Here is a 26,862-nt window from a genome sequence, read left to right on the forward strand (position 1 = left end):
AAGATGAACAAATTCTGGTATAAAAATGCGGTGATCTATTCGCTGGACGTTGAAACTTTTAAAGATGCTAACGGAGATGGCACCGGCGATTTTGAAGGCTTAAAGAATGCCCTTCCTTACCTGTCAAGCCTGGGGGTAACCTGTATCTGGCTTCTGCCAATTTTTGACACTCCAAATCGCGACAACGGCTATGATGTAAAAGATTACTACAAGATAGACCCGCGCCTGGGAGATCTGGGCCATTTTGCCCAATTAATAGACGCGGCCGAAGAAGTGGGAATACGGGTGTTGATAGATCTGGCGGTAAACCATACTTCTTCTGAACATTTCTGGTTCCAGGAATCGCGAAAGAACAGGAACTCAAAATACAGGGACTATTATATTTGGGTAGATGAAAAACCCGAAGATCCTGCGCCAAATATGATGGCCGAAGAAGGTGAAAAAAGCACGAGCTGGAAGTACGATCGCACTGCAAAGGCATATTATTTCCACTCCTTCTATCCGCATCAGCCAGACCTTAATATCGCCAACCCGCAGGTGCAAAAAGAGATCTTCAGGATCATGCATTTCTGGTTAAAAATGGGGGTTTCGGGTTTCAGAATTGATGCTGCGCCCCACATGTTCAAGGAAAAAGGCAGGATGGATTTTGAAGGTGACCCGCACCAGATCTTCCGCAACTTCAGGGAATTTGTTGAAACTCAAAAACCCGATGCCATTTTACTGGCCGAAGTTGACCTTGATCCCAACCAGTACAATAAATACCTGGGAAATGAAGACCAGATGCACATGCTCTTCAATTTTTATGTTAATAACTTCACTTTCCTGGCTTTTGCACGGGAAGAAGCAACACCGCTTGCCCGGGCCTTACAACGAATGCCCGAAGAAATTACTGAAAAAGAGCAGCTGGCCACTTTTCTTCGGAATCATGATGAACTCAACCTCGACAAGCTTAGCCGAAACGAAAGAGAGGAAGTGTTTAAGGCCTTTGCACCACAGGAGAACATGCAGATCTTTGGCCGCGGTATAAGGCGAAGGTTAGCTTCTATCTTGGGTAATGACCGGAAGAAAATGGAGCTGGCGCACAGCCTCTTGTTCACCCTGCCCGGCACTCCGGTATTGCGCTATGGCGAAGAGATAGGAATGGGAGAGGACCTTTCTATGGAAGGCCGCTCCAGCGTTCGTACCGTTATGCAGTGGGCTAATGAAAAAAACGGTGGATTCTCTACTGCGGCTACTGAAAACCTCATCAGAAATGTCATTTCTGAAGGGGAATACGGCTATGAGAAAATAAACGTGAGTGACCAGCTGCGCGATCCCGACTCTTTTCTCACCTGGATCTCTAAGGCTATAGACTACCGCAAAGAATTTCCCGAATTTGGCTGGGGCCGCAATCGAATTATAGATACCGGGAGCCCTCACGTGCTGGGGCATTTTTCAAAATCGGAAAAAGGGATGGGGATAGCTTTCCACAATTTTTCAGGAAAAGAAATAACCGTAAAACTGGAGATAGACGAGGATGAATTCAAAGATGTAGTTGATGTCTTCGGAAATATAAGATATGAACAATTTGATCCTAAGAACCCAAAGGTGAAATTAACGCCATACGGGTACAGGTGGATGCATAAAAAACACAACTTTTTATGAAATACGGCGATTATTTGTGGTGGCATAAAGGAGTGATTTATCAAATCTATCCGCGTTCCTATAAAGATAGTGACGGCGATGGGGTAGGAGACCTGCGCGGAATTACAGAGAAACTAGATTACCTAAAATACCTAGGGGTTGATGCGTTATGGATCTCTCCAATCTATCCATCTCCCATGGCCGATTTTGGGTATGATGTGAGCAATTATACCGGAATTCACCCTCTCTTTGGGGATATGGAAGACTTTGATGACCTCTTAAAGGCGGTCCATAAACGGGAAATGAAGCTGATATTGGACCTGGTACCCAACCATTCCTCTAATGAACACCAATGGTTCAGGGAATCCAGAAGTTCAAAAGATAACCCAAAGCGCGACTGGTATATCTGGAGAGATCCCGCTGCCGACGGTGGCCCTCCCAATAACTGGCTGAGTGTTTTTGGCGGCCCGGGCTGGGAATATGATGAAACTACCGGACAATACTATTATCATTCTTTTTTGAAGGAACAGCCCGATCTTAACTGGCGCAATCTTGAGGTACAAAAAGCCATGCTCGATGTGATGAGGTTCTGGCTCGAGAAAGGGGTAGATGGTTTTAGGGTAGATGTGATGTGGCACATGATCAAAGATGACCAGTTTAGGGATGACCCGCCCAACCCCAATTATCATGAGAACATGAATTCCTATAGCAGGCAAATCCCTGCTTATTCTACAGACCAGGACGAGGTGCACGAGATTGTACATAAGATGCGCCGGGTAATAGATGATTATGATGAGAGACTGCTTATTGGTGAAATATACCTGCCCATTAGCAAGCTCGTGCGCTATTACGGTGAAGATAACCGCGGGGCGCATTTGCCTTTCAATTTTCAGCTTTTGCAGTTGCCCTGGGAAGCCGCAAAAATTAAAGCTGCAATAAGCGAATATGAAGGAGCACTGCCCGAACATGGTTGGCCCAATTGGGTGCTGGGAAATCACGACAATTCAAGAATTGCCAGCCGGGTAGGAAAGGAGCAGGCTAAAATTGCGGCCATGCTTTTGCTGAGCCTTCGCGGAACACCCACTATTTACTACGGAGACGAATTGGGAATGGAAGACGTCAATATTCCGGAGGAAAAAATTCAGGATCCGCAGGCGCTTAACGAACCCGGAGTGGGTCGCAGCCGTGATCCCGAGCGCACACCCATGCAGTGGAATGACGCTTTAAATGGAGGGTTTACAACAGGAGATCCCTGGCTGCCGCTTATGGAAAACTACCGCGAAATCAACGTGAAAAATCAGAGAGGCACAAAAGGTTCTATGCTCGAGTTTCACAAGAGGCTTCTGGAATTACGGGCTAAAGAACCCGCCCTGTATATAGGAAAATACACTCCGGTGCCTTCTACCGGAAATATCCTGGCATACCTGCGGGAGTTTGATGCTGATAAATTTCTAATGATCCTGAATTTAGGCGCTTCCGAAGAAACCTTTGCACCCAAACTTCAGTGGAGAGGGACAGTAAAAATTGCCACTCATAATGAACTTGAGGGAGTGCATCTTGAACAAAGCACGAATATAGCCGCCAACCAGGGGCTTATAATTAAAATAGACTGAGATGAGAACACTGGGAAAAAAGACATGGGTAATTGCCGAAGGCTACATCCCCAAATACGGCACGGGGAAAGAACCCGAATTCACCAGCCATGAAACGGCCTGTATCTTAAACACTTCAAATGAAAATGCAGAAGTTGAGCTCACCATTTTCTTTGCAGATAAAGATCCTGTGGGGCCATACAGAGTAAGCGTTGAGGCGCAGCGTACAAAGCATTTACGCTTCAACGACCTCAAAGATCCCGAGCCTGTTCCTTTGGGGACAGATTATGCCTGTGTGATCGAATCTTCGGTTCCCGTGGTGGTACAGCACACCCGGCTTGATTCCAGGCAGGCAGAAAATGCACTTTTGACCACTATAGCCTATTCAGAATAAATGGAGGTCTTTAAGAATTGGAGTGGCAGTATGAGCTTTAAGCCGGGACAAATTATTGCTCTCGAGAGTGAAGAACAGCTTTGCGAGCTGGTCAAAAAAGCCACTTCTGAAGGAAAAAAAGTACGGGTTGCAGGTGCCGGGCATTCCTCGTCGCCATTGGTGCACACAAAAGATTACCTGCTTTCCCTGAAGCATTTTAGAGGCGTAGAAGATCCCGATCTCAAAACAAAGCGCGCCACGGTGCCCGCCGGCATGACGGTAAAAGAGGCCGGAAAAGACCTTTATCGATACGGGCTGGCCATGCACAACACCGGGGATGTAGATGTTCAAACCCTGGCCGGGGCCATAGGCACCGGCACGCACGGTACGGGAAAGGAACTGCCAAACCTTTCGGCCATGCTTTATGGGCTGAGAATGATTAACGGGAAAGGGGAAATTGTGGAAATAAACCGCGAAAATGATCCTGAAACTATGCAGGCCCTGCAGGTTTCTATGGGTTCCTGCGGAATTTTCCTAAAAATGCGGCTTCAGCTCGAGCCCGCTTACCAGCTCTACAGGAAAGAATATTGTGTTTCATTTAAAGATTGCATGCAAAATTTTGAGGAGCTCAAAAAGAACCGGAATTTTGATTTTTACTGGTACCCGCGCACAGATCTCTGCAAGATAAGGATCATGAATACCGATAAAGAAAAGATGCCCCATATTTCTTATGGAAGCCCTGAACTGGAAAGGGAAGGGCCAAGCCACGAGATCCTGCCGCGTTCCCGCGACCTTAAATTTGATGAAATGGAGTATGTGCTTCCGCAGGAAAAAGCCATGGAATGTTTTTACGAAGTGCGGAAACAGGTAAAGGAAAAATGGAGGCGTACTGTAGCCTGGCGGCTCTTAATTCGCACCATAAAAAAGGATGACGCACTTATAAGCCCAATGAGTGGGAGGGAATCTGTCACTATTTCGCTTCATCACAACGCGGGCCTCAGGTTCTGGGATTATTTTAAGGCCATAGAGCCCCTTTTTCTGAAGTACGGCGGCCGACCCCACTGGGGAAAAAAGCACACTCTAAAAGCCGGTACGCTTAAGGAGCTTTACCCGCACTGGGATCGCTTTCAAAAAATCAGGAAAAAATTTGATCCTGAAAGCACCTTTTTGACACCTTATATGAATGAACTCTTTAACTTTGAGAAATGAGGAAAATAGGGAAACTTGACTGGGCTTTTTCCGGCGGAAGGATTCCGTTTGAATCAACAGGGGAGGAACCTGAGTTCAACAGCCACGATAAGATTTCGGTGCTCAATACTTCCGAAGAAGCAGCAAAGATCGGGATCTTTATATTTTATGAAGATCAGGCACCGGTGGGCAATTATGAAGTTGAAGTTGAGCCAAAACGACTCCGCAAGATCAGGATTAACGACCTTATAGACCCCGAAGCAGTGGCGCTGGAGAGGAATTATGGCTGCTATATTCGTTCGAACATCCCTGTGGTGGTACAATTCAGCAGAATGGCCACCGGTCAACAAGCGAATGGCATCATGGGAAGCATGGCTTTCCCGGCCGATTAAAAAATGACAGCATGCTAGGATTTTTACTGGCTTTTGGAACCGCTATTTCTGAAGCTTTAAAAGATATTACCAGTAAGCACAACCTTCATCACATAGATGAATACACGGCGGCTTTTTCGATGCACCTGGTACAAAGCCTTCTTTTGATCCCGGTGGTTTATTTCTTCGGATTTGAATCTGTATCAACACGCTATTTGTGGGCATTACTGAGTTGTTCCTTGCTTCAGTTAATGGTGATCCTGCTCTATTTTAAAGCCATTAAGAGATCAGAAATTTCGGTAACGCTTCCGCTTATTACTTTAACCCCGCTTTTTATGCTCATTACTTCCCCTATTATGCTGGGAGAATTCCCCAATACCCTGGGCTTAATAGGGATTGTGCTAATTGTGCTGGGAACTTACATCTCAAATTTAAGCGAAGACCCAAAAAAGGTATTTGCGCCCTTCGTTTCCCTGCTAAAGAACCAGGGTGCGAGATACATGCTGGGGGTGGCGTTTATCTGGAGTATCACGGCAAACCTCGATAAGATAGGAGTGGAGGAGACCTCACCGGTTTTCTGGGCCTTCACTAAAGATTTTACGATCCTGCTTTACCTGCTGCCCATTTTGCTCTGGAAATCAAAGAAACCCTGGCTACAAATCAGGAACCGCAAAGGTCCGCTGTTCATGGTAGGTTTTTTTAGGACCACCAGTGTGCTGGCCCACATGTTTGCAATTCAGCTTATCCTGGTGCCTTACGTGGTCACTATTAAAAGGTCGAGCGCGGTTTTTATTATTCTCTATGCCTTTTTCTTTCTGAATGAAAAGAAGAACTTCAGGAACAGGATCATAGGTATTAGCATCATCCTTACCGGCCTTTTCATTATTGCCATTTCCTAAATAAAAGCTGGGGTTCTCACAAAAAGTTTTATTTTTAAACAAACCTAATTATGAGAATTTCTATTACCAGATTATTTGCTGTGGGGCTGCTTGCTGCTTTTGCCTCTTGTAAAGAGGGGAAAAAGCAGGCGGAGAATATTGCTCCCAAAGATCCTGAAACCAAAAACATGAACGTCATTTTTGTAGGCTCCTACACCCGGAAAGAAGGTCATGTAGACGGAAAGGCTGAAGGCATTTACACGCTCTACCAGAACCAGGAAACCGGGGAGCTCAAAAATGGCAAAACAGTAGCAAAGCTTACCAACCCTTCGTTTGTGAAAACATCCAAAGACGGCAAATATCTTTTTGCCGTGAGTGAATTGGGCCCCGGGGGCGATGCCGAATCTGGTTTTGTTTATTCCTATAAGATCACTGAAAATGACTCGTTAGAAGAGCTTTCCAGAATCTCTACGGAAGGTTTTGCACCGGCCCACGTAACTATAGACGAATCGGGTAAGTATGTGTTGGTCGCAAATTATTCAGGCGGGGTGGTGATGCTTTATAAGCTTGCTGAAAACGGTATTCTGAAAAAGCAGCAGCGAATAGATCTCGAAAATCCGGAAGGATCTCATGCACATTCAATTACAGTTTCAGCCGATAATGAGCACGCCTACATTGCCGATCTTGGCAATGATAAGATCTGGATCTATGATTTCAATGAAAGCGAAGGAAAATTAACTCCTGGAGAGCAGGCTTTTGTGGACCTGGAAAATGGCGCCGGCCCCAGGCATTTCACACTTTCCAAAAAAGGCCGTTTTGCCTATTCAATTAATGAACTTAACAGCAGTGTAAGCGCTTTTAAGGTGCTTGAAAACGGGGGACTGGAGCTCATCCAGAATATTTCTTCCCTTCCCGAAGGTTTTTCAGAAAATAATTCGGGTGCCGATATACATTTGCATCCTTCAGGAAAATTCCTCTACGCATCTAACCGCGGCCATAATAGTATTGTTTCTTATGAAGTAGATACTGCTTCAGGAGAACTTGGCAATCCAAATTTCACTTCTACCCTTGGAAAAACCCCCCGAAATTTTGCCATTTCCCCTGATGGAGCCTTTTTGTATGCAGCTAACCAGGATTCGGGGAATATTTCAGTATATAAAATTGGGGAGGATGGAACTTTGGAACAAAAAGGAGAGCCTGTAGCTGCAAAAACCCCGGTTTCTCTGGAATTTTCGAACCGCTAACAGGCTCTCTCTTCTGAAATAAATTATTTTTTTATCCCCTGTCAAAAATGGCATTTTTGGCAGGTGTTTTTATACTTCTTCAATGATGAAGAATCCGTCGTTGCCCTGTGATTGATACAGGGGCATAAAGATGTAGGCATCCCACTCGCTTTTTATTTCGCCGCCATTACTGGTGGCCAGCAGTTGCCCCTTTTTTATTTTCTGAAAATTTTTAAAGCCGGGTTCCATTTTGAAGCTGTCGCCTTTTTTGATCTCGTGCCGGTAAACGATTTCAAAGGTTTTTTGCGAAGGAGCATTCTTTTCGGTGAATCGCTCTACACATTCGGGATAGCAGGAGACTTTTTCGACATCAAGCCCGTTAGCATGTTTTAAGGCCAGCCAGATCATTCCCTCGTGGTTGTCTACAGAAGCCTGGCTTGTGTGCTGGCCGGCCTCAAAGACAAATCCGGTTAAGCCCGTTCGGCTCATATAGTGGTCTATGGCGCCATATACAATATCGCTGAAGCCTTTCACGATGTAGGTGGGGAACCTCTGGGCCCAATCTACATTATCGTTTACATCCTGTACCGAAATGTAAGGCAGGCTGTCTGAAGAGGTGGTGTGACAGTCTAAAAAATAGCGTTTTGTGTAATGAGTTTTGGGATGCCCCTCAAGAATGTTGATGATCTCGTGCATTTCACGCTGTTCCTGAGTTTCGGGATCCTGGTTTTTCACGTTCTCTTCGGTCCAGGTGCGGTTGAGATCTTCATCAATATATCGCTGCGCTTTATCGAGGGCGGCTTTATTTCCCATGACACCCACAATAGTTCCCTTAATTTCAGGTTTGGTTTTTTCAAGTTCAGAAAATACCTTTTTTAAAGCTTTTACTCCGCTGGGTTCATTACCGTGAACCCCGGCAGTTACAAACAGTAAAGGCCCTTCTTTATTACTGGTGTATTCTCCTATGATTCGGGTTTTCTCTTTCATTTTTCCTTTTTTTATTCCATTGTTGCCAATACCTGGTTGGATATCTGGCCTTTATACAGTTTTTTGTACTCCACTTTCTTTTCGATGGCATCGATAACCACATCTGAAAAATCGGGCAGGCCTATTTCTTCAAAGTGATCCATACCACCCGGGCTAAGCACATTGATCTCGATAAGTTTATCTTTTACGATATCAAGCCCTACAAAGAACAATCCGTCCCTTATCAGTTTTGGAGCGGTAATTTCTATGATTCGCTTCATCTCATCGGTAAGCGGACTTTTATCTCCTGTACCCCCCTGATTAAAATTACTTCGGAATTCTCCTTCGCCGGTGACCCTTTTAATGATCCCGTATTTTCCGTCTTTTTCCATAACCCGGCCATTCAGGAGTAAAACCCGTACATCACCTTCTTTTGCTGCCGGAAGATATTCCTGGGCAATGATATACCCCTGATTAGAGAGATTTTCTATAATCTGGTTCAGGTTCTTTTCATTCTTATCGATAAGGTAAACATCTCTGCCTCCCGAGCCTTCAAGAGGTTTGAGCACCATCTTTTTCTTGTGGTTCTCAAAGAACTCCATAACGTCTTCCTTTTTCCTTGTAATAATAGAGTAGGGCTTAATACTGGCCGGCAATTCCTCAAAATACAATTTGTCTATAAAGGCATTAGAAAGGGCATAGGCATCATTGAGCACGAGCACGCCTTCCTGCTGCACCATACGGCCAAAAGCTACCCCTGCCTGTTCTGCCCACTGGCGGGAAGAACCTTCTTCGGTAGGGTTGTTTCTGATAAAAAGGACATCAAGATCTGTAGCCGTAATCCGCTCTTTTTTAGCTTTATTGCTTTGCAACAGCTCGATATACTCTTTTGGGCTTTTAGTTTCAATTTTCTTAGGAAGATATGTAGAGTCGATGCACAATTCTTTGTCTTGTTCAAAGAAAAAATCTCCCACGCCCATGGCATACACATCGTGTTTGCGTTTGCGGGCTTCGTGCATAAGGTATACTGTGGTACCACAGGTTTCGGTATCGACACTATTTACTACAAAACATATTTTCATTCATGATTAATTTAAGGGATCACTCCCGGTTAATTTATAAGTGTTTAAAAGGTTCTATTCCATGGTTGCAAGTTCGCGGTTGGAAATCCCCGAACCATAATGCTTCTTGTATTCAATTTTTCTTTCGATGGCCTCAATAATGACATCCGAAAAATTCTCTACCCCAATTTTTGAGAGTCCGTCGAGGCCGCCTGGACTTAGCACATTGATCTCAATGAGTTTATTCTTCACTACATCGAGACCTACAAAAAAATGTCCGTCCCTTTTCAGTTTGGGGCCAATAACCTCAATTATCTTTTTGATATCATGGGTGTACTCACTGGCTTCGGGCCTTCCGCCCTGGGAAATATTACTCCGGAAATCCCCCTCGCCACTCACACGTTTAATGATCCCGTATTTGCCGTTTTTCTGAAGGATATTTCCGTTAAGCAAAAGCACGCGTACATCGCCTTCTTTTGCTGCAGGTAAATATTGCTGAGCGATGATATAACCCTGGGCTGACAGGTTTTCTATGATCTGGTTTAGGTTTTTCTCATTCTTATCTATAAGGTAAACCCCCCGCCCGCCTGAGCCTTCGAGGGGCTTTAGGATCATTTTTTTCTTATGGGTTTCAAAAAACTCTAAAATTTCGCTTTTATCACGGGTGATGAGGGATGCAGGTTTAATATGCGCCGGCAACTCTTCAAAATACAGTTTGTCTATAAATGCATTGGAGAGGGCAAAGGCATCATTGAGCACGAGCACGCCTTCCTGTTGAACCATGCGTCCAAACGCCACCCCGGCAGATTCGGCCCACTGCCTGCCTTTATCTTCTTCAGTTGGGTTATTCCGAATAAATAATACATCGAGCTGTTTGGCTTCCAGTTTTTTTGTAGCGGCTTTTTCCCCCTGCAGCATTTCGAGGTGTTCTTCGGGAGTTCCGGGCTTTGAACTTTTTGGAAGCGATCTCGTAATGATGCTTAGAGCTTCGGTCTGGGTAAAGCTAAAATCGCCCACCCCCATTAAATAGACCTCATGATTCCTTTTCCAGGCCTCATGCATCATGTAGACCGTGGTGCCGGCACCTTCAGATTCAACACTATTTACTACAAAACATATTTTCATGCATTGATCAATTGTGAAAGAGGAATTCCCTTCCTGATTTGTTCAAGTTTGGTTTTTGTTTCTTCAGTATGTAAATATCTTGGCGTAAGTTTTTGAGGAGAAAGAACCCGTCTTTCCTGTAATTCCTTGATTATTGGCATGTGCTCAAGAGAAAATTTTCCGGTGAGCAGGGGAGCCAGTTCCCCGCCTTCTTCAAGATGTTGTTTTAGCTGTACCAGGCCTTTTAGGTACGAAATGTCTTTTGTGAATCCACCACCCTGCATGATTCGGGAGGTGATATTAAATGCCCTTTGAGCCGTAAAGTTATAGTCGTTATAGAGCAGGCGGAAGATCTCCTGGAAATCGGCCCCGTGCATTCTGGCAGAGGCAGCCACAACACGCCCGGCCAGCGTTCTCATCCTGTTGCCAGTAAGGCCACCCACCAGGTACTCAGATAAAACTGCCAGGCCTTCCTGCAGGGTGTCATAATCTGTAAGGCCAATGGAAAGTAACCTGAGAGGTTGGGTATTGCCGTTATAGTAGGTGAGTACGTGTGTGCCAATCTCGTGTTGTATCAAAGCTTTGGTCTCATTGGCATTGAGCTTATAATCACTGGGCAGGTAAAGTTCGCCGCGGGAAACCATGAGGATGTTCACATCATCACGCACATGTACCTTGCTGGAAAAATGTTCATCCTGCCCCCGGAAATAGTCAAATTCCTTATTGGCCAGCACTTCAAAATCTTCCGCCCTAAGGATGCTTTCAAAATCCTGCTGCTCTTGTTCGGGCACATCTTTGAGTATAGTTTCAGCTTCCCTTTGCAGCTCTTTGCTTATTTTACCGTAAAGCATCATGCTGTTGTAGAAAAAGCTATCCAGGCCTCTTTCAGTCAGCATGCTTATCTGTAGGTCGAGTTCTTCGCGTTTCTCCCGGAAGATATAAGACAATGCAGGGTCATCAACTTCCTCTATTTTTAAGTTGTAGAGCTTTCTCTTGAGCACGTCGGGATCAAAAGGTAAAAGCCTGTAGTGGTAGTTGAGTACTTTTTTATAGTCGCTTTTAAAAAAAGTGTCTTTGATGTTCCGGATGTTGGAAGGGGAAACCAGCCATAGAAATTGATAGGAAGATTCTATTTCGGCTAACTCGCGATCAATTTCAATAACTTTTTCCTGAAGGTTTTTTTGTCCCAGTGCCCTGTAGCTCTTCACGCCACTGGAAGTTTGAATCCTGATAAAATGGTAAATGGTCTTATGAAGCGCCACTACAAAATTATCTTTAAAACTTCTAAAGAAAACGGGGTACTCTTCCCCTTCACGACTGCGGTACACGGGTGGCACTTCAAGCCCTATGAGCAAACACCCGGCATCTTTTAACTGTTCCAGGCTCAAAAGAGGTTGCTGCCCGGGAGGTTGCCGCTCCAGGGTATCCTCCACCTGGGTGTCGGTGAAATTCAAAGCGCGGTAACCCGCATTCATTTCATCCAGTTCTTCTTTAAATTCTTTTATAGTGGTCGATAATTTTTGAGCAGGGCCCTTGATTTTGAATCCGCGGCTGCCAGATTCTCCTGCATAGATCTCAATGAGAAGGAAAGACTTGAATTTTGAAGACATAGCTTCACTCAGGCTAAACATGAGCCGCTGGTAACCTTCAAAATCTTTATTGCCAATAACCAGAAAAGAAGCTTCACTAAGAATTAAGCGAACGGTCGCCTGGTCTCTTTCCCCGTCATCCTTATCAAGATCCCGGTAAATTACCAGGTAAGGAAGTTCGTCGCTCATATGAAGGTAGCCGCCCCCGGGTAAATGCTTCTCAATTTCGCATTCTTCCTCAAGTTCCTGAATTATTTTTTGAATGGAGTTTTCATCAAATGCTTGTGTTTCTTTAGATGTGCTTACTTCCATAATTTGTGTTTGCTTTTATTGGGAGCAAAAAAAATTGAGTCCTCTATCTCCCGGTAAAATGCCTTACAGGTAAATTTAACCGATTCATGAGTTTTTGAAGAATAAAAGCCTTTGGTTTAGCTGAAGTTTAGCAAAGATTTAGTAGTACTTTTAGATATTCCTGAAAGGGGGACAAAGCTTCTGAAATGCCATTTTTGAAAGAAATAATTGGAAAATACAGAAGGAGCAAAAAAATACCTTCTGAAATAAGATGCTGAAGCTCTTTTACTTAAATAAAAAGGCAGAATTAAATAATATTTTTGCTTGTGTTTTTTAAAAAGCTCATTATATTTGCACCGCTTTAATGGTCGCGTAGCTCAGTTGGATAGAGCATCTGCCTTCTAAGCAGACGGTCAGAGGTTCGAATCCTCTCGCGATCACAAAGACAAAAAAAGGGGTTAAACCTGTTGGTTTAACCCCTTTTTCCTTTAAACTCAATTTCAAATAATTTTTATACGGTGGCCGGGAATGTGAGCAGGGGAGAAGGACTGCAAGATTGCATTCTTTTAATCCTGTCCCTTACAATTCCTCTTTTAAAGAGGTTCATATTCCGTTTTTCGGGCATTAGGACGATATCGGGCTCTTCTTTTTCTATGGCTTTTCGCAGGGTGTCAAAAACTTCCGAAGAATAAAGCGTTCTGTAGGAAATTTTAGGATAGGGGATTTCCTGTTCCACTTTTTCCTGGAAATCCTGAAGTTTTTGAAGTGCCTCATCTTCCTTGCGGTGGGTAATGTGAACAACTTCAATATTGGCCTCTAAAGATTGGGCCATAGGGATCAATTCCTTGAGATAAATAAGTTCCTGATCGTCTAAAGTGCTGGCAAAAAGGATCTTTTGAGGCTGTTTAAAACGGTATTGTGGCGGTACGGCCAGCACAGGCAAAGAAGATTTTCCAATCATTTCGCTGGTGGTGGTGCCCACAAGTTTATCCTTTAGTTTACTGGCGCCACAAGCCCCCATAACGATCATTCTTACCTGAAGGTCTTTGGTAAATTTCAGGATCTCTTCGGCTATACTGGAGCCAGAAACCACAGCAGGGGAAATGGCTTGGGGCTGATAGTTTTCTTTTAGATGCAGCTTGCAAAACTCCTGAAGCTCTTTTTGGTGATCTTTTAAAAAATCCCCTTTAGGTCTATCTACTTCATAAGAAGGATAAACATGAAGAGCAATTAGGTCGTCTCCCATGATCCGGGCCAGTTCGGCAGCATACTTAAGGGCTGCCACAGAGTTGCTCGAAAAATCGGTTGCGTAGATTATCTTTTTCATGATCTTAAATTTACCTGTTTAAAGGTAAGACCATAGATACCAATAAAGTATGATTATTATCAGGTTATAAATATAGTGGCTTTAAAATCAGGTCCCAAAAATGTGCTTTTAGAGATCATTTATTTCCGCTGAAAAAACCGGTCTGTTTTCCGTATTTCCGAAGCTGTTTGTATGTTGAAACTGACTTTAAAATACTCTTCAGGAAGTGTTTCTGCTGAAAAAATCTGCTAAAAATGGCAAAAAACCTGCCTTACCGTCCAATTTCCATAGAAAACTGAAGCTCTTTACCACAAATTAACGCGTGGTATTCTGCGTTAGCTGAAACTTCCCTTATTTTTGCCTTTTTCAAGAAGTAAAATATGGATTATTCAAAGATAAAGCTCGTGGTGAGCGACATGGACGGGACTTTGCTGAACAGCAAACACGAGGTGAGTCCGCAGTTTTTAAAAATTTTCAAAGAGCTCAGGGAACAGGATATAAAATTTGCCGTAGCCAGCGGCAGGCAATACTACAGTCTCAGGGAACGCATGGACCCCATTAAGGATGAGCTTATTTACATAGCCGAAAACGGGGCAATTGTAATGCAGCATGAGAAAGAATTGCACGTTGTGCCCATGCAAAAAGAAGTAGTGCATGAACTTATTCGCGAAGTGCGAAAACTTGACAATAAGTACCTCATTCTCTGCGGAAGGGAACAAGCCTACATTGAAAGTACAGCGCCCGAATTTATGGAACCCTTTCTCAATCATTACGCAAAATACAAAGTAGTTGATGACCTGATGGAGGTAGAAGACGACCTGTTCCTCAAATTCACGATTTGTGACCTTTCTGGGGCCGAAGAAAACTCCCTGCCACATTTAAAGCATTTTGAAGATCGCCTGCAGGTGAAACTTTCCGGAGAAATTTGGATAGATTTTAATCACAAAGAGGCTCAAAAAGGCAATGCGCTAATTGCCGTGCAGGAACAAATGGAGATTCAAAAAGGAGAAACTGTGGCTTTTGGCGATTATTTGAACGACCTGGAGCTATTCGAACATTCGGGTTACAGTTACGCCATGCAAAATGCTCACAAAGAAGTGAAAGCTGTGGCTACACATCATGCCGGCAGCAATGACGAGCTGGGTGTGGAAAAAGTACTGGAAGAGCTCCTCGATGGGCTCAAAGCTGCGAAATAGGTTTTACTGATAGTTTCAGCTATTATTCATAAGAATAGAAATTGCTGTTGCTGCTATTTTTTGTGTATTATTTCAGAATAAAAAAATCGCCTAAAAAGCTTTAGCACACCCGGTAAGTGTTCCAGAGTGTCAAAAATGGCTTTTTAGGCGATCTTTTCAGCAGAAGTAAACCGGCTAATATGTTGCGGGTGCCCCCGGCTTTGGCAATGAGCTTTCAATAAATTGGCGCAGGTCATCATTGGCCTTTTTAAGATCTTCATTTCGAAGATACATCATGTGCCCGCTGCGGTAGCCTTTAAAGCTCAACCTGTCGCGCATTTTTCCGCTTGGGTCAAGCTGCCACATGGTATATTTCGCATCAAAATAAGTGGTTGCCCCATCAAAATACCCGCTCTGAATAAGCACATCCAAATTAGGGTTCTGAGCCATGGCCTGGCGCAGGTTTTCTCCGGTATTATCGCGGCTTCGGTCCCATGGGTGTACGGGTCCGAACATATAATAGGTAAGATCGGTTTTAAAATTAAGATCATTCCTAAGATAATGATTGATTGCCGGGGTAAAGGAGTGCAGCCAGGAGGTAAGTTCAGCGTTGTAATCGGGGGAATCTCCGGCTTCTTTTCGGTCTAAGCCCACATAGCGGGAATCGAGCCTTCCCACGGTCATCCCTTTTTGATCTCTCAGCAAATCTTTCCAGAAGTAACTGTATGGTACTTCCAAATTATGCTGAAGGATTTCTTCCCTGGAAATCCCGGAATAACGGGCCATGGTTGAAGCTACTTCTTCCTTTTTATCTTGCTCCAGGAATCCTCCTTTGGCAAGAGCAGGAAGCAATTCATTTATTGCGTATTGCTCAACTTCCGGAAGCAGCTCTTCCAAATCCCTTTTTTGAAGGTCTTGCGGAAGAAGGTTGTGATACCAGGCAGCGGCGGTGAAATAGGGGAGACGGTTCGCAACTTCTACGGGGCCATCACGATCTATCCCAATATCTGTGGGAGAAACCAGGATCACCCCGTTTAGATACATCCACTGGGAATTCTGAAGCTCCAGCGCCAAGCCAGAAACTCTTGTGGTTCCATAACTTTCTCCAATTAAATATTTTGGTGATAACCACCTATTGTTGCGGGTAACAAAGGTGTTGATCCATTTTGCGAGATAACTTACATCGGCATTCACGCCAAAGAATTGATCCCTGTCTCTTTTCTTTTCTCCTTTTGGCTCAATGATCCTGGAATAACCAGTGTTTACCGGGTTCACGTAAACAATATCGGCGATGTCGAGAATGGAATGTGGATTCTCCTTGGTTCCATATGGCTGAATGGGAAAACCTTCGGGATCAATTTCAAGAACACGGGGGCCGGTGTAGGCAATGTGCATCCATACCGAAGCAGACCCCGGTCCTCCATTAAAAGAGATCACCAAGGGACGATTTTTTACATCCTTTATTCCTTCTCTTTGATAATAGGTGTAGAAAAGACTTGCAATGGGTTCCCCGTCATTATTCCAAACAGGTTGCATTCCAGTGGTCGCAGTATAGTCAATTCTTTGCCCCTTAATATTGACCCTGTGGGAAGTAACTACCGTAGTATCAACCGGAATCTTTACATTTTGTGCATTAACTTCAGCATGTAATAAAGCGAGAAGAACCGCCAAAAAAGAAATTTTTTTCATCTTAGGTTATAATTAAAGGCCTAAAATAGAAAATTTCCTTCAGAATGGCGGTTTAGAAAGAATACTGGAGGGAAAGTCCCTGGTATTCATTGCCCTCTATATCTATTCCCATAGTAGGTGCTACATCAATACTGCGATCTTTCTTTTTGTGCAGTTCCGGAATGAGTATTCCACTTGCGGCTCCTACAGCATAACCTACAATATTGTCGGTCAAAAAGTGTTTTCCGGCTTCGGCTCTTAAATATGCCACCCAGGCGGGCACTAAAGCCGCTGCAGTCCAAACGTAGGGCTTTGCTGCAGAATCGGGATAAAAGTCGTGGTAAATTTTCGCTGCAAAAAAGGAAGCTGAAGCAGTAGCCGCAGTATGGCCTGCAAAAAAGGAGCGCTGGGCCCCGGCTTCCCTGCGTTCCCCTTCGGGTACAGAGCTGTTATAAGCCAGAGGCCTTGCCCTGTCTACCACACCGGCAGTGATGGTAAAAAGAGCTCCGGTGGTAGCCATACTTTCTACAAACATCACAGAAATCTGGCCGGCGTTGGAGCGCATATTTTTATCTGCTACCATCATAATTACAGGAACAGCGAATGAACCATAAAAAGGGTAGTAGCTTACTTTATCGGCATTTTCACTATAGTTTCCTGCCAGAAACCGGTCTATTCCCGGCACATCATCTTTAGAAAGGTCGTTTAACTCTTCAAGGCTCAGGTCATCTTTATCCTGAATCAGTTTTAATCCCAGTACGTTTAGGCCTAAACCCACGCCCACCCAGGGAGCGTCAAGCTTCCAGCTTATCTTGTATGGAGATCTGGAGGTGTCGTTATTATAATTTGTATATGATTGGGAGTAAGTAGAAAAAGTAAAACAAAAAAGTAAAATTAAGACAACAATTGATTTCTTCATCTTTTGGGAGTTTTGATCAAATCTCGGATTTTTGCTCCTTACAACCTGAAGCATTAACGCAATTATAAGAGTGGTAGCAAGGCTTTTCAGAAAATTTTGAGAAAAAATGACTCAAAATATGGCAGGTCTTAACCCGGTATGCCAACTGTTGAATTTTCCGGCTCCCGGGGTATTCCCCGCTCTGATCAACAAATTTTTTATTTATGTAATTCCTTGCATTCTGAAATTTGCAGGTAAATTATTTGTTTAAATAATTGCTATAAAATTGAAACAAATAATTATTTTTGATTAAAAAACTATGAAATTATATCAGCTGCATACCATTCAGAAATTGCCTGTGTCTTTAGACGAAGCCTGGAAGTTCTTTTCCAGTCCTGCAAACCTGAAAGTGATCACACCTTCTTATATGGGCTTTGACATCACTTCGGGAGGAAATGAGCCCATGTATGCCGGACAAATTATTCAGTATATGGTAACTCCTGTAGCCGGAATTAAAACCAAATGGGTCACGGAAATCACCCATGTAAAAGAACCTTATTATTTTGTGGATGAACAGCGGTTTGGACCTTATGCTCTGTGGCACCACAAACACTTCTTCAGGGAAATAGAAGGGGGCGTAGAGATGGAAGATATTGTAGATTACAAGCTGCCCTTCGGAATACTGGGGCAGGCGGTGCACCCTCTCATGGTAAGGCCTAAACTTGAGGAAATCTTCAACTTCAGAAGAAAAAAACTTGTAGAACTTTTTGGCAGCTACAAAAAAGAAACCGCCTAAAATGCCATTTTTAACACTTCTGCCCGAGAAGTAATGCGCATTTTAAACGGTTCTTTTACAGTTTATTAAATCTTTATTTAAGACTGGATCTTTTGAGCCGATTTCTGCTTATAATGGCTGAATAGATCGTGCTCCTTGATCATAGCGGTGGTCTTTTCGGGCAACATATCTTCCCATCCACCTTTACCTTCAGCAATTAACTGCAGCACTTCCCTGGAGAAAATATCAAGGATTTCGGGATCGTAGTTGGTGATATCGACAACTTTTCCGTTGTACTTGAAGAACTTGTACAGCTCTTTCATTCTTGGATGTACTTTGAGGTTGTCACTGGTGGTGATCTCTCCGGTCTCGCGATCTTTAAACGGATACAGGTAAACCTTGAGGTCCTTGAAGAACAATTTACCAAAAGCTTCAAGAATTCCGCCGCTAAGGTGCCTGTAGTACTTCTCGTCAAATATGTCTACCAGGTTGTTTACACCCATGGCAAGACCCATGCGTTCTTTCGTATAACGAGAGAAATATTCCACCACTTTATAGTATTCCTGGAAGTTTGAGATCATCACGGTTTGGCCTAGGGAACAAAGCAGTTCTGCCCGGTCCATAAAATCCCTTTCATCTATTTCCCCTTCGGCCCGAAGGTTGGAAAGGGTGATCTCGAAAATAACTTCAGTATTCTCTTCTGAAACCCTGTTCTCATTTAGGAAAAGCTCCAGTGAGCGTTTGTACATGTCCATGTTCACCTTGGTCACAGGCCTAAAGCTACCGCGCAGGGCAAGGATGTTCTTTTTGTAAAGGATCTTGGCCGGCAGCACGTTATTCCCGTCGGGCGCAAACATTACCGCCTCGGTCATTCCGTTTTTAACCAGTTGTAAACTCATCAGGCGGTTATCTACCCTTTCAAACCTTGGGCCGGAGAAATTTATGGTGTCAATTTCTATCTGATCTTTATCTATATGATCGTAAAGATAGCGGAGTAACTTTTTTGGGTTATCATATTTGTAATAAGCGCCGTAGATCAGGTTCACTCCCAGGATCCCTAGGGTGTTTTGCTGCAAGCGAGCATCGTTTTCGTGAAAACGCACATGAAGGATGATTTCATTGTAATCTTCTTCCGGGTGCACCTGATATTTTATCCCTACCCAGCCATGGCCTTTGTATTTTTTTGCAAAATCTATGGTGGCAACGGTATTGGCGTAGGTGAAAAATAATTTATTGGGGTGTTTTTCGCGGGATATTCTTTGCTCTATGAGATTGGTTTCGTGGGTGAGCATTTTTTTAAGGCGCTCTTCGGTAACATACCTTCTGTCATCTTCAATACCGTAAATGGCATCACTAAAGTCTTTGTCGTAGGCACTCATCGCTTTCGCAATAGTTCCTGAGGCTCCACCGGCCCTAAAGAAGTTTCGGACAGTTTCCTGCCCGGCACCTATTTCAGAAAAAGTTCCGTAGATATTTTCGTTCAGGTTGATGCGCAGAGCTTTACTCTTAATTGACGGGACATTTTCAAATTCCCTGTCACCCATTATGGTTATTGGCATAGCTGTTTTTTTGTACAAATGAATTCCTGTCTAGGAATGGCTCAGTTTGTAGTCAAAGGTACTAAAATGGAGGGCTAAACAAAAAAATAATACTTAGTTTTGTGGTAAAATTAAGAGCATTGAGAGTTACTTTTTTAGGTACTGGAACATCGCAGGGAGTGCCCGTAATAGGCAGTGACCACCCGGTTTGTAAAAGCGAAGATCCCAAAGATAAAAGGCTGCGGGTATCGGTTCTTGTAGAGGTAGACCAGCGTAATATTCTCATTGATTGCGGGCCCGACTTTAGGCAGCAAATGCTTTCAAACAACGTGCAGCGCATTGATGCCATACTTTACACTCACGAACACAGTGACCATACTATAGGCCTCGATGACATTAGGCCGTATTTCTTCAGGCAGGGAGACATTCCCATCTATGCCCATAAAAGGGTAATGGCTTCTTTGAGCAAGCGCTTTGAATATATTTTTGCTTCAGAAAATAAATACCCCGGCGCGCCCAGTGTGCAGGAGCATGTTATTGAAAATAAAACCTTCACGGTACAAGGGGTCAATGTTGTGCCTGTTAATGTGATGCATAACCGCGTGCAGGTTTTTGGGTTCAGGATCAGGGATTTCGCTTATATCACCGATGCGAAGACCATAGAAGATGAAGAAGCCGAAAAACTCAAAGGAGTAGATGTGCTGGTGCTAAATGCACTGCGGAAGGAACCTCACCATTCACATTTTAACCTGCAGGAAGCCTTAGATTTCATTGAGAAAATAAAACCCGAAAAAGCTTACCTCACCCATATAAGTCACCTGCTGGGCTTTCATGAAGAAGTACAGGCCACACTTCCTGAAAACGTATTTTTGGCCTACGATAATCTTCAAATAGAAATTTAATGCGCAAGAGTTTTTTAATGTACCTGTTTGTTTTCACCGCTTTACTCGCAGTGGTCTTTTACATGAATGGTTCTAAGGTTTTGGCAGCTAAAGAAAAAGAGATTGCTCACTTGCAAAAGGAGCTGGAAGAGCAAAAGGCTAATGCTGAAGCTCTCACCAATCACTCTCAGGAAAGTGCCTTTTCGCTGGTTTCAAACGAGGAAGCCCTTTCTTACCTTGAAGAAAGGGGACTTGAGCCTCAAAAAGTTATAAGCAGGGTAGAAGAAGCACTTATAAGCAGAAATGCTGCAGATGCCGATAATGACCTCATACCTTATGAAGGCATGAATGGGCCTTTCAGGATAAATAAGGTGAAACTGCTTAACCACAAATGGGCGATCGCAAGTTTCACCGATGGTCTTTACTGGGGTGACCTCTTTGTTAGTTTTGAAATTGACGAGGCCGGGACAGTAGAGGTGTTTTCAGAAAAAGCTGTGCTGTACCCCAAAAATTAGAGGTGCTTGCTCAGCCATGCTTTAATTTCCATTAAATTTTGTGGCGCAACGCCATGCCCAACTGGAAATTCTGAATAAGTATTGTCAACATTTAATGCATCCAAGAACGGTGCTGTCTTTCGTGCCCATGCCACCGGAATCACCTGGTCTGCCGTGCCGTGAGAACTATAAACTGAAAGATTTGAAAAATCATTGTTTTCATAGCCTTTTTTCAGGATTTCCTGATTGATATATCCACTAAGGCCAACTACATTTTTAATCTTTTCGGGATATGAAAGCGCCACACTAAAGCTGAGGATACACCCCTGGCTAAAGCCGAGCAAAGTGACATTTTTGGGATCTACAGGGTAATTTTCGGTTACTTCATTTAAAAACTGGACAATCTTTTCCCTTGAGATCACCGCCTGGTCATCATCACTGAACTTTCCGTTGTTACTGCCATCCCAATGAATCGCATACCATGCATTTCCGTAGGGAGGCAGGGGATAAGGTGCTCTCACCGAAATGATAAAAAACTCATCGGGCAATTCGTCTGCAAAAGAGAAAAGATCTTCTTCATTGCTTCCGTAGCCGTGAAGCATGATAAGCAAAGGGGCCTTGTCTACAGGTTTTTTGGGTTTTCTGACTAAGTGATGTAAAGTGAATGTTTCTGCTTCCATTAATTAATTGTGCTAAACCATTTTTGAAATTGCTTTCCCAGAATAGGAACTTCGTTTCTTTCGCCCTGTATGGCAGCAAGTAAGCCATATCCCCATAAAATGATGATAAAGAGGTAAAACGGTGCCGAAATAAGCCAGGTATCGAACCAGGAAACGATTATTCCGAGTAAATAAAAGGTAATATGAATTCCCAGCCCCTGCCTGATGTGAAATGAGGCAAACGGGTTCTTTGAATCGTTGTTGAGAAAGTATGCAATAATGGTGCCTATAATGGTAAGATAGGCCCAAATTGCTGCTGCTTTCCCCTGGTTGGCTACACTGTCCATAAGAGATAATTTATTGTGTAAAATTACAAATTTCCCGCCTGTTTACAGGCCCTTAATGGTCAAATATTCCTGGCCCACCATGATCCCGTAGACCTTTCCTTTTAACTGTTTCCCCAGGAACAGGCTGTTTTTAGAGGTGCTCAAAATATGCTCTTTTTGAAAGGTGTATTCTCCCTCGGGATTGAAGAAACTGAAATTTGCCGGCTGGCCCTCATCTATAACGCCTTCCCCAAGCCCAAACCTCCATTTGCCCGATGTAAGCAGCTTAACTGCCGTCTTCACCGAGAACAACTGAAGCAAAGCTCCCAAAGCCGATTCCAGCCCCAGGCTGCCAAAAAGGGCATTATCAAACTCCACTTTTTTGTGCTCAGAATCTATAGGGGTGTGGTCGCAGGTCACCATATCTATGGTCTCGTCTTTTAAGCCTGCAATTAGTGCTTTAACGTCGTTTTTTGTGCGTAAAGGCGGCAGCACCTTGGCATTGGTGTCAAATTCATGCAGCATGTCATCTGTAAAGAAAAGGTTGTGGATGGCCACGCTGCACGACACATCCAGGCCTCTTTCTTTGGCATCGCGTATCAATTCTACCGATCTTGCGGTTGAAATGGTAGGAATATGCAGTTTCCCGCCCGTGTATTCGAGGATATAAAGATCGCGGGTGATTTGTAATTCTTCAGCCAGTGCCGGAATTCCTTTAAGGCCCAGCTGCGTACTGTTCTCGTGCTCGTTAACCTGCCCGTTAAGTGCTATTCTGTCTTCCTGCGGAAAAGACATTACCAGTCCGTCAAAATTCTGGGAATACTGAAGCGCCAGTTTTAAGAGATTGGGATTGGAAACCGCTTTTTTGAAATCCCCGAAAGCTACCGCGCCGGCCTGCTGCATATCGTAAAGCTCGGCCATATCCCGGCCTTCACTTTTACGGGTAAGAGCGCCAATGGGAAGTACACTTACCGGCTGTTGTTCAGCTTTGTTCTTTAAGTAAGTTACCGCCCCGGTATTATCGGTCACGGGGTCGTTTCCGGGGTTAAGGGCTATGGCAGTAAACCCGCTCAAAGCAGCCGTTCTCAACCCGTTTTTCAGGTTTTCCCTTTCTTCAAATCCCGGCTCCCCAAAAGATACACTACTGTCAAACCAGCCTTGCGAAACATGAAGGTTTTCAAATTTTATCTCAAGATCTGGGTTTTTGACCTTGATCACCGGCGCAATTTCTGCAATGAGCCCGTTCTCTACCAGGAGGTCCATCACTTTGTTGTTGTACGGACTTTCATTATCAATGATCCGGGCAGATTTGATAAGTATTTTCATTTGAGGAATTTTAGAATTAGTATTTCAGCAAGTAGGAAAACAAGGGTAAAAATAACAAACCATTTCCAAAGGTTGTTGACTTCATTGACCGATTTAATGTAGGAAATTGCATTGGGAACAGAGGTGTGAACTAAAATGCCCTCCTGTTCCTTCAGCCTTGTATCTACAAGGTCGCTTTCTGTTCTGGGTACGTTGAAACTAAGGCTTCTCAGAATTTTTTTGTCCTGCAGCAGGTCGTAATGCCCGGGATTTTTCGGCAGTTCTTCAAGCCTGAGTTCAACTTTATTGCTGAAGCTTTGCTGCTGCGGAATAAAAGTACTTTCAGAAGAAGACAATTTCAGGATCTCATCTTTCTGAAGTTCGGCCTGAAGTGAAATCTTCTGAAGTTTGCCCAGCTCGTTGTAGAGTTGCGGGCGGGAAATGGCAGTATTCCCAATGTTGTAAAAAGTGGGAACGATTAGCGGAGAATTCTTAAAATTGGAATTTTCGCGGTTGAGGGCTGCCGTGAACACAAAAATATTGTCCTGCTGCAACAAAAAAGCAGCTCCGTTTTGATATTCCAGAATGCCGGGCAGGCTTCGCTTCAAATCATAAGAAGTTTGAACGGCCGGATATTCAAAATTAGAGACTTTTTCATTGAAAACACTCCGGTAAAGCGGATGTTCAAAACTAATATCTGTAATGAGGTTTTCAGCTTTACTTAAGCTGCCAAAAAGGGGTAGATCAAGCTTGCGCAACAGCAGGTTGTAATCTTCGATTTCTCCTTCTGCAGGCGGGATGATCACAATCACTGCACGATCTTCCATTAACTGCTCCAGGCTGCTCACCAGCGAAAAAGGGAGCTCTTCAGGTTCATTCAGGAAAACCAGGTTTGCGCGGGAAAGGGCGTTATAATCAAGATTATTTTCCGGAAGTATACTGAGTTCAAATTCTGAAGGGCCAAAGATCCTTTGCAGGTACTCACTTTCTTTATCTCCAACTACCACTACTTTTACCGGCGCAACTTCATTAATACTGAAATACAGCCGGTTGTCAAACTGAAGGCCGTTGTCTTCAATTTCAATCCTTCCGTAGGGAATTACATCGGTATCCAGGTTGAATGTGGTCTTTCCGGTATTTTCCCCCTGCAAATCCACCGTTTTCCGTGCAAGCATGCGGTTAGCATTGTATATTCCCACGGCAACTTCTTCCTGCCTGTCTCCAATGACCGATAAAGTAATTTCAAGGCTGGTTTTGTTGAGTCCCGCATTGGTAATCCAGGCAGTGTCGATGGTCACGTTATCGATCTGTTCAGGGCTTAGCTGAACAAGATGCGTCAAAATGCCATTTTTGAGAGGAACAACAGAATCCTGAAGATGTTGAAAATCGGAAATTGCGATGAAATTTTTCTGAAGGTTGTTCCGGGCACCCAAAAGGTTTTGGGCTTTTAAACTTACCGCTTCCCATGAAAGTTCTGAAGGGGAAAATTCGGTTTCCTGAAGTTTTTGGCGCAGCAAACCTGCAGTAATATCGCGATATTCTTCGGTGTTGGTAAACAAAGTGACCTCTTCGTTTTCAGGAATATTCTCAAGCAGGTCCTGCACGCTTCGCTTTAAGAGGATTCCGTTGCTGCCACGCGCCTGCATGCTATAAGAATTATCGAGATAGATAAGGGTTTTGGTCTCCTCAACGGCCCCCGAAGCAGGAGGGAAGTAGGGCTGCGCAAAAGCCAGAACCAGGCATGCGAGCATAAGCAGCCGCGTACAGAGTACCAGAAATTTCTTTAAGCGTGAACTTTTTCGGGTCTGTAAAACGGCCTTTTTGAGAAACCTCACATTGGTAAAAGGCGTGCTCCTGAATTTTCTTAACTGAAACAGGTGCACCAGGATTGGGATCACCAGTACAGCCAGGGCGTAAAGCAGTTCAGGGTGTTTAAAGTACATGCGTAGGCATTCTTTTGTCAAATATATAAAAAGGCTGCAGCAAGAGCTTTTTATTTATGCCTTAAAACTTCCAAAGGGAACCAGATTTTTGAATTTCCTGCTGTTTTGGTCAGTAATTTTCAAAAACCCCGAGTCCAAACAACGCGAAATCGTACTTCACGGGATCATGCGGGTCTAATTTTTTAAGGCTGTTATCAAGCTCCAGCAAGGCTTTGGCATCATTCTGTTTGCGTTTTAAAAGCCCGAGTTTCCTGGCCACGTTGCCCGAATGTACGTCTAAAGGGCAACTCAATTGGGCCGGCGAAATGCTGTTCCAAATTCCAAGATCAACATTCCTGCTGTCTTTTCTCACCATCCAGCGCAAAAACATATTGATCCTTTTTGCTGCGGAATTCTTCAACGGATCGCTAACGTGTTTTTCAGTCCTTGTCTCGTGAGGCAGCTCAAAAAATATTTTCTTAAACTCATGGATTGCAGTCTGTAAGCTGTATTTACCTGAATGTTTACTGAAGATATTTTCCAGCCCCTGGTGCGTCCTGTAAATATGCTGAAACGCCCTTATGAAATAGATAAGGTCGCCGCCGTTGAAGGTACGGTGTACGAATTTTTGAAGCTTTTCCAGTTCTGCTTCGGAATGATTCTGCACAAAATCATAGGGCGCAAATTCCAGCAATTCCATCAAATAATTGGCATTTTTCAATATACTCTTGCGGTTGCCCCAGGAAATTGTGGCAGTCAAAAATCCCGAAATTTCCATGTCTTCCTTCCTGCTGAACATATGCGGGATTTGTACTGGATCTGTTGCTATAAATTCTGAAGTGTTGTACTGGTCAACCTTGAAGTCAAGAAATTCTTTAAGTTCTGTTGAATTCATTTGCCAGGTGTTAGACGTGAGATGTTAGACGTGAGATGTGAGATGTGAGACGTGAGACGTAAGATTTGAGATTTGAGGATTGAACCTTGAACTTAAATGATCTTACCGTCTACCATGGTCAGTTTTTTGTCGGCCATGTCGGCCAGCTCTTCATTGTGGGTAACGATCACAAAGGTTTGCCCGAATTCTTCCCGAAGATCGAAGAAGAGCCGGTGTAAATTTTCAGCCGACTCAGAGTCGAGGTTTCCGGAAGGTTCATCGGCAAAGATCACGCCCGGATTATTGATAAGCGACCGGGCCACCGCCACGCGCTGTTGCTCCCCGCCACTCATTTCGGCCGGCTTGTGACCGGCCCTTTGGGAAAGCCCCAGAAAACCAAGGAGTTCTTTCGCCCTCTTTTCTGTTTCAGCCTTATTTTTATTGCCTATAAACGCCGGGATACAAACATTTTCAAGGGCTGTGAATTCAGGCAGCAGCTGGTGAAACTGAAATATGAACCCAATATTCTCATTTCTGAACTTCGCCAAATCCTTTGCGTTGAGCGAGTACACATCAACCCCATTTACCTTAAGAACACTGCTGGTGTTGCGATCGGGTTTTTCAAGGGTTCCAAGAATTTGAAGCAAAGTGGTCTTTCCCGCGCCCGAGGCCCCTACAATAGAGACAATTTCGCTCTTTGGAATGTGCAGATCCACGCCTTTTAGCACGTGCAGGTCATTGTAACTTTTATGGATGTTTTTTGCTTCTATCATGGTGTTTGT

25 protein-coding genes and 1 tRNA gene are annotated in these 26,862 nt (G+C 43.9%); 12 read left to right on the plus strand and 14 right to left on the minus strand.

What is annotated here, in order from left to right; translation table 11 throughout:
• Positions 1–3 precede the first annotated feature (3 nt).
• From JRG66_RS14380 to JRG66_RS14410, 7 genes are read left to right on the plus strand one after another with little or no spacing between them, the layout of a single operon-like run.
• On the plus strand, positions 4–1,644 hold the full coding sequence (locus tag JRG66_RS14380) for an alpha-amylase family protein (protein ID WP_265163453.1): 1,641 nt from the start codon (positions 4–6) through the stop codon (positions 1,642–1,644).
• Positions 1,641–3,236 carry an alpha-amylase family glycosyl hydrolase gene (locus JRG66_RS14385; protein ID WP_265163454.1) on the plus strand — a complete coding sequence of 532 codons (1,596 nt, stop codon included), beginning with the start codon at positions 1,641–1,643 and terminating at the stop codon, positions 3,234–3,236. Before JRG66_RS14380 ends, JRG66_RS14385 begins: the two co-directional genes overlap by 4 nt.
• Position 3,237: 1 nt before the next feature.
• On the plus strand, positions 3,238–3,609 hold the full coding sequence (locus tag JRG66_RS14390) for a sensory rhodopsin transducer (RefSeq protein ID WP_265163455.1): 372 nt from the start codon (positions 3,238–3,240) through the stop codon (positions 3,607–3,609).
• A complete protein-coding gene (locus JRG66_RS14395) occupies positions 3,610–4,797 on the plus strand; it encodes a D-arabinono-1,4-lactone oxidase (protein WP_265163456.1) in 1,188 nt (395 codons plus the stop codon). It begins immediately after the preceding gene.
• Entirely contained in the window at positions 4,794–5,168 is a 375-nt protein-coding gene (locus JRG66_RS14400) for a sensory rhodopsin transducer (RefSeq protein ID WP_265163457.1), read from the plus strand. Before JRG66_RS14395 ends, JRG66_RS14400 begins: the two co-directional genes overlap by 4 nt.
• A gap of 11 nt (positions 5,169–5,179) precedes the next feature.
• Entirely contained in the window at positions 5,180–6,046 is an 867-nt protein-coding gene (locus JRG66_RS14405; RefSeq protein ID WP_265163458.1) for an EamA family transporter, read from the plus strand.
• 50 nt (positions 6,047–6,096) lie between these two features.
• Positions 6,097–7,269 carry a lactonase family protein gene (locus JRG66_RS14410; protein WP_265163459.1) on the plus strand — a complete coding sequence of 391 codons (1,173 nt, stop codon included), beginning with the start codon at positions 6,097–6,099 and terminating at the stop codon, positions 7,267–7,269.
• Between the two features lie 69 nt (positions 7,270–7,338).
• Here JRG66_RS14410 and JRG66_RS14415 read toward each other — a convergent pair whose 3' ends face one another.
• From JRG66_RS14415 to JRG66_RS14430, 4 genes are read right to left on the minus strand one after another with little or no spacing between them, the layout of a single operon-like run.
• Positions 7,339–8,235: a M14 family metallopeptidase gene (locus JRG66_RS14415; RefSeq protein WP_265163460.1), complete on the minus strand. Its 897-nt coding sequence runs from the start codon at positions 8,233–8,235 to the stop codon at positions 7,339–7,341.
• 11 nt (positions 8,236–8,246) lie between these two features.
• Positions 8,247–9,296 carry a glutathione synthetase gene (locus tag JRG66_RS14420; RefSeq protein WP_265163461.1) on the minus strand — a complete coding sequence of 350 codons (1,050 nt, stop codon included), beginning with the start codon at positions 9,294–9,296 and terminating at the stop codon, positions 8,247–8,249.
• 54 nt (positions 9,297–9,350) lie between these two features.
• Entirely contained in the window at positions 9,351–10,400 is a 1,050-nt protein-coding gene (locus JRG66_RS14425; RefSeq protein ID WP_265163462.1) for a glutathione synthetase, read from the minus strand.
• Positions 10,397–12,280 (minus strand): peptidase MATCAP family protein, encoded by a 1,884-nt coding sequence (locus JRG66_RS14430; protein ID WP_265163463.1) that lies wholly within the window; start codon positions 12,278–12,280, stop codon positions 10,397–10,399. The genes JRG66_RS14425 and JRG66_RS14430 overlap by 4 nt, the downstream gene beginning before the upstream one ends.
• A 345-nt stretch (positions 12,281–12,625) precedes the next feature.
• Here JRG66_RS14430 and JRG66_RS14435 point away from each other — a divergent pair.
• Positions 12,626–12,699, plus strand: a tRNA-Arg gene (locus JRG66_RS14435).
• A 71-nt stretch (positions 12,700–12,770) separates the two neighbouring features.
• On the opposite strand, the gene JRG66_RS14440 is transcribed toward JRG66_RS14435, so the two are convergent.
• Entirely contained in the window at positions 12,771–13,586 is an 816-nt protein-coding gene (locus tag JRG66_RS14440; RefSeq protein ID WP_265163464.1) for a universal stress protein, read from the minus strand.
• Between the two features lie 359 nt (positions 13,587–13,945).
• Here JRG66_RS14440 and JRG66_RS14445 point away from each other — a divergent pair, with 359 nt between their 5' ends.
• On the plus strand, positions 13,946–14,761 hold the full coding sequence (locus JRG66_RS14445) for an HAD family hydrolase (RefSeq protein ID WP_265163465.1): 816 nt from the start codon (positions 13,946–13,948) through the stop codon (positions 14,759–14,761).
• 174 nt (positions 14,762–14,935) lie between these two features.
• On the opposite strand, the gene JRG66_RS14450 is transcribed toward JRG66_RS14445, so the two are convergent.
• Both JRG66_RS14450 and JRG66_RS14455 read right to left on the minus strand, forming a co-directional pair.
• Entirely contained in the window at positions 14,936–16,429 is a 1,494-nt protein-coding gene (locus JRG66_RS14450; protein WP_265163466.1) for a S10 family peptidase, read from the minus strand.
• Positions 16,430–16,481: 52 nt separating this feature from the next.
• Complete coding sequence (locus tag JRG66_RS14455; RefSeq protein ID WP_265163467.1) at positions 16,482–17,327, minus strand: phosphatase PAP2 family protein; 846 nt, start codon at positions 17,325–17,327, stop codon at positions 16,482–16,484.
• Positions 17,328–17,625: 298 nt separating this feature from the next.
• Between JRG66_RS14455 and JRG66_RS14460 the strand changes: the two genes are divergently transcribed.
• The gene (locus JRG66_RS14460; protein ID WP_265163468.1) at positions 17,626–18,102 is read left to right on the plus strand and encodes an SRPBCC family protein; all 477 of its coding nucleotides are present in this window, start codon (positions 17,626–17,628) and stop codon (positions 18,100–18,102) included.
• 77 nt (positions 18,103–18,179) lie between these two features.
• Here JRG66_RS14460 and JRG66_RS14465 read toward each other — a convergent pair whose 3' ends face one another.
• Positions 18,180–19,640, minus strand: coding sequence for a TonB-dependent receptor (locus tag JRG66_RS14465; protein ID WP_265163469.1), 1,461 nt, complete (start codon positions 19,638–19,640; stop codon positions 18,180–18,182).
• 119 nt (positions 19,641–19,759) lie between these two features.
• Between JRG66_RS14465 and JRG66_RS14470 the strand changes: the two genes are divergently transcribed.
• The gene (locus JRG66_RS14470; RefSeq protein WP_265163470.1) at positions 19,760–20,521 is read left to right on the plus strand and encodes an MBL fold metallo-hydrolase; all 762 of its coding nucleotides are present in this window, start codon (positions 19,760–19,762) and stop codon (positions 20,519–20,521) included.
• Complete coding sequence (locus JRG66_RS14475) at positions 20,521–21,015, plus strand: hypothetical protein (RefSeq protein WP_265163471.1); 495 nt, start codon at positions 20,521–20,523, stop codon at positions 21,013–21,015. The genes JRG66_RS14470 and JRG66_RS14475 overlap by 1 nt, the downstream gene beginning before the upstream one ends.
• Here the strand turns inward: JRG66_RS14475 and JRG66_RS14480 are convergent.
• From JRG66_RS14480 to JRG66_RS14505, 6 genes are all read right to left on the minus strand, one after another.
• The gene (locus JRG66_RS14480) at positions 21,012–21,674 is read right to left on the minus strand and encodes an alpha/beta hydrolase (RefSeq protein ID WP_265163472.1); all 663 of its coding nucleotides are present in this window, start codon (positions 21,672–21,674) and stop codon (positions 21,012–21,014) included. The genes JRG66_RS14475 and JRG66_RS14480 overlap by 4 nt on opposite strands.
• Complete coding sequence (locus JRG66_RS14485) at positions 21,674–22,000, minus strand: magnetosome magnetite crystal formation protein family (RefSeq protein WP_265163473.1); 327 nt, start codon at positions 21,998–22,000, stop codon at positions 21,674–21,676. Before JRG66_RS14485 ends, JRG66_RS14480 begins: the two co-directional genes overlap by 1 nt.
• Positions 22,001–22,042: 42 nt before the next feature.
• Entirely contained in the window at positions 22,043–23,305 is a 1,263-nt protein-coding gene (locus JRG66_RS14490) for a dihydroorotase (protein ID WP_265163474.1), read from the minus strand.
• Entirely contained in the window at positions 23,302–25,227 is a 1,926-nt protein-coding gene (locus JRG66_RS14495; RefSeq protein ID WP_265163475.1) for a BatA domain-containing protein, read from the minus strand. The genes JRG66_RS14490 and JRG66_RS14495 overlap by 4 nt, the downstream gene beginning before the upstream one ends.
• A gap of 109 nt (positions 25,228–25,336) precedes the next feature.
• Positions 25,337–26,101, minus strand: coding sequence for a TIGR02757 family protein (locus JRG66_RS14500; RefSeq protein WP_265163476.1), 765 nt, complete (start codon positions 26,099–26,101; stop codon positions 25,337–25,339).
• 92 nt (positions 26,102–26,193) lie between these two features.
• Positions 26,194–26,853 (minus strand): ABC transporter ATP-binding protein, encoded by a 660-nt coding sequence (locus tag JRG66_RS14505; RefSeq protein WP_265163477.1) that lies wholly within the window; start codon positions 26,851–26,853, stop codon positions 26,194–26,196.
• Between the last annotated feature and the right edge of the window lie 9 nt (positions 26,854–26,862).

Source organism: Salinimicrobium tongyeongense (genome assembly GCF_026109735.1).
In the GTDB taxonomy this organism is placed as follows: Bacteria; Bacteroidota; Bacteroidia; order Flavobacteriales; family Flavobacteriaceae; genus Salinimicrobium; species Salinimicrobium tongyeongense.

Excerpts from the sequence above, each read along its gene's own strand:
- JRG66_RS14430 (WP_265163463.1), bottom strand. The coding sequence starts at position 12,280 with ATGGAAGTAAGCACATCTAAAGAAACACAAGCATTTGATGAAAACTCC.
- JRG66_RS14475 (WP_265163471.1), top strand. The coding sequence starts at position 20,521 with ATGCGCAAGAGTTTTTTAATGTACCTGTTTGTTTTCACCGCTTTACTC.
- JRG66_RS14455 (WP_265163467.1), bottom strand. The coding sequence starts at position 17,327 with ATGAAGAAATCAATTGTTGTCTTAATTTTACTTTTTTGTTTTACTTTT.
- JRG66_RS14390 (WP_265163455.1), top strand. The coding sequence starts at position 3,238 with ATGAGAACACTGGGAAAAAAGACATGGGTAATTGCCGAAGGCTACATC.
- JRG66_RS14445 (WP_265163465.1), top strand. The coding sequence starts at position 13,946 with ATGGATTATTCAAAGATAAAGCTCGTGGTGAGCGACATGGACGGGACT.
- JRG66_RS14500 (WP_265163476.1), bottom strand. The coding sequence starts at position 26,101 with ATGAATTCAACAGAACTTAAAGAATTTCTTGACTTCAAGGTTGACCAG.
- JRG66_RS14485 (WP_265163473.1), bottom strand. The coding sequence starts at position 22,000 with ATGGACAGTGTAGCCAACCAGGGGAAAGCAGCAGCAATTTGGGCCTAT.
- JRG66_RS14395 (WP_265163456.1), top strand. The coding sequence starts at position 3,610 with ATGGAGGTCTTTAAGAATTGGAGTGGCAGTATGAGCTTTAAGCCGGGA.
- JRG66_RS14495 (WP_265163475.1), bottom strand. The coding sequence starts at position 25,227 with ATGTACTTTAAACACCCTGAACTGCTTTACGCCCTGGCTGTACTGGTG.
- JRG66_RS14385 (WP_265163454.1), top strand. The coding sequence starts at position 1,641 with ATGAAATACGGCGATTATTTGTGGTGGCATAAAGGAGTGATTTATCAA.
- JRG66_RS14415 (WP_265163460.1), bottom strand. The coding sequence starts at position 8,235 with ATGAAAGAGAAAACCCGAATCATAGGAGAATACACCAGTAATAAAGAA.
- JRG66_RS14450 (WP_265163466.1), bottom strand. The coding sequence starts at position 16,429 with ATGAAAAAAATTTCTTTTTTGGCGGTTCTTCTCGCTTTATTACATGCT.
- JRG66_RS14410 (WP_265163459.1), top strand. The coding sequence starts at position 6,097 with ATGAGAATTTCTATTACCAGATTATTTGCTGTGGGGCTGCTTGCTGCT.
- JRG66_RS14420 (WP_265163461.1), bottom strand. The coding sequence starts at position 9,296 with ATGAAAATATGTTTTGTAGTAAATAGTGTCGATACCGAAACCTGTGGT.
- JRG66_RS14490 (WP_265163474.1), bottom strand. The coding sequence starts at position 23,305 with ATGAAAATACTTATCAAATCTGCCCGGATCATTGATAATGAAAGTCCG.
- JRG66_RS14380 (WP_265163453.1), top strand. The coding sequence starts at position 4 with ATGAACAAATTCTGGTATAAAAATGCGGTGATCTATTCGCTGGACGTT.
- JRG66_RS14505 (WP_265163477.1), bottom strand. The coding sequence starts at position 26,853 with ATGATAGAAGCAAAAAACATCCATAAAAGTTACAATGACCTGCACGTG.
- JRG66_RS14480 (WP_265163472.1), bottom strand. The coding sequence starts at position 21,674 with ATGGAAGCAGAAACATTCACTTTACATCACTTAGTCAGAAAACCCAAA.
- JRG66_RS14465 (WP_265163469.1), bottom strand. The coding sequence starts at position 19,640 with ATGCCAATAACCATAATGGGTGACAGGGAATTTGAAAATGTCCCGTCA.
- JRG66_RS14425 (WP_265163462.1), bottom strand. The coding sequence starts at position 10,400 with ATGAAAATATGTTTTGTAGTAAATAGTGTTGAATCTGAAGGTGCCGGC.
- JRG66_RS14400 (WP_265163457.1), top strand. The coding sequence starts at position 4,794 with ATGAGGAAAATAGGGAAACTTGACTGGGCTTTTTCCGGCGGAAGGATT.
- JRG66_RS14405 (WP_265163458.1), top strand. The coding sequence starts at position 5,180 with ATGCTAGGATTTTTACTGGCTTTTGGAACCGCTATTTCTGAAGCTTTA.
- JRG66_RS14460 (WP_265163468.1), top strand. The coding sequence starts at position 17,626 with ATGAAATTATATCAGCTGCATACCATTCAGAAATTGCCTGTGTCTTTA.
- JRG66_RS14440 (WP_265163464.1), bottom strand. The coding sequence starts at position 13,586 with ATGAAAAAGATAATCTACGCAACCGATTTTTCGAGCAACTCTGTGGCA.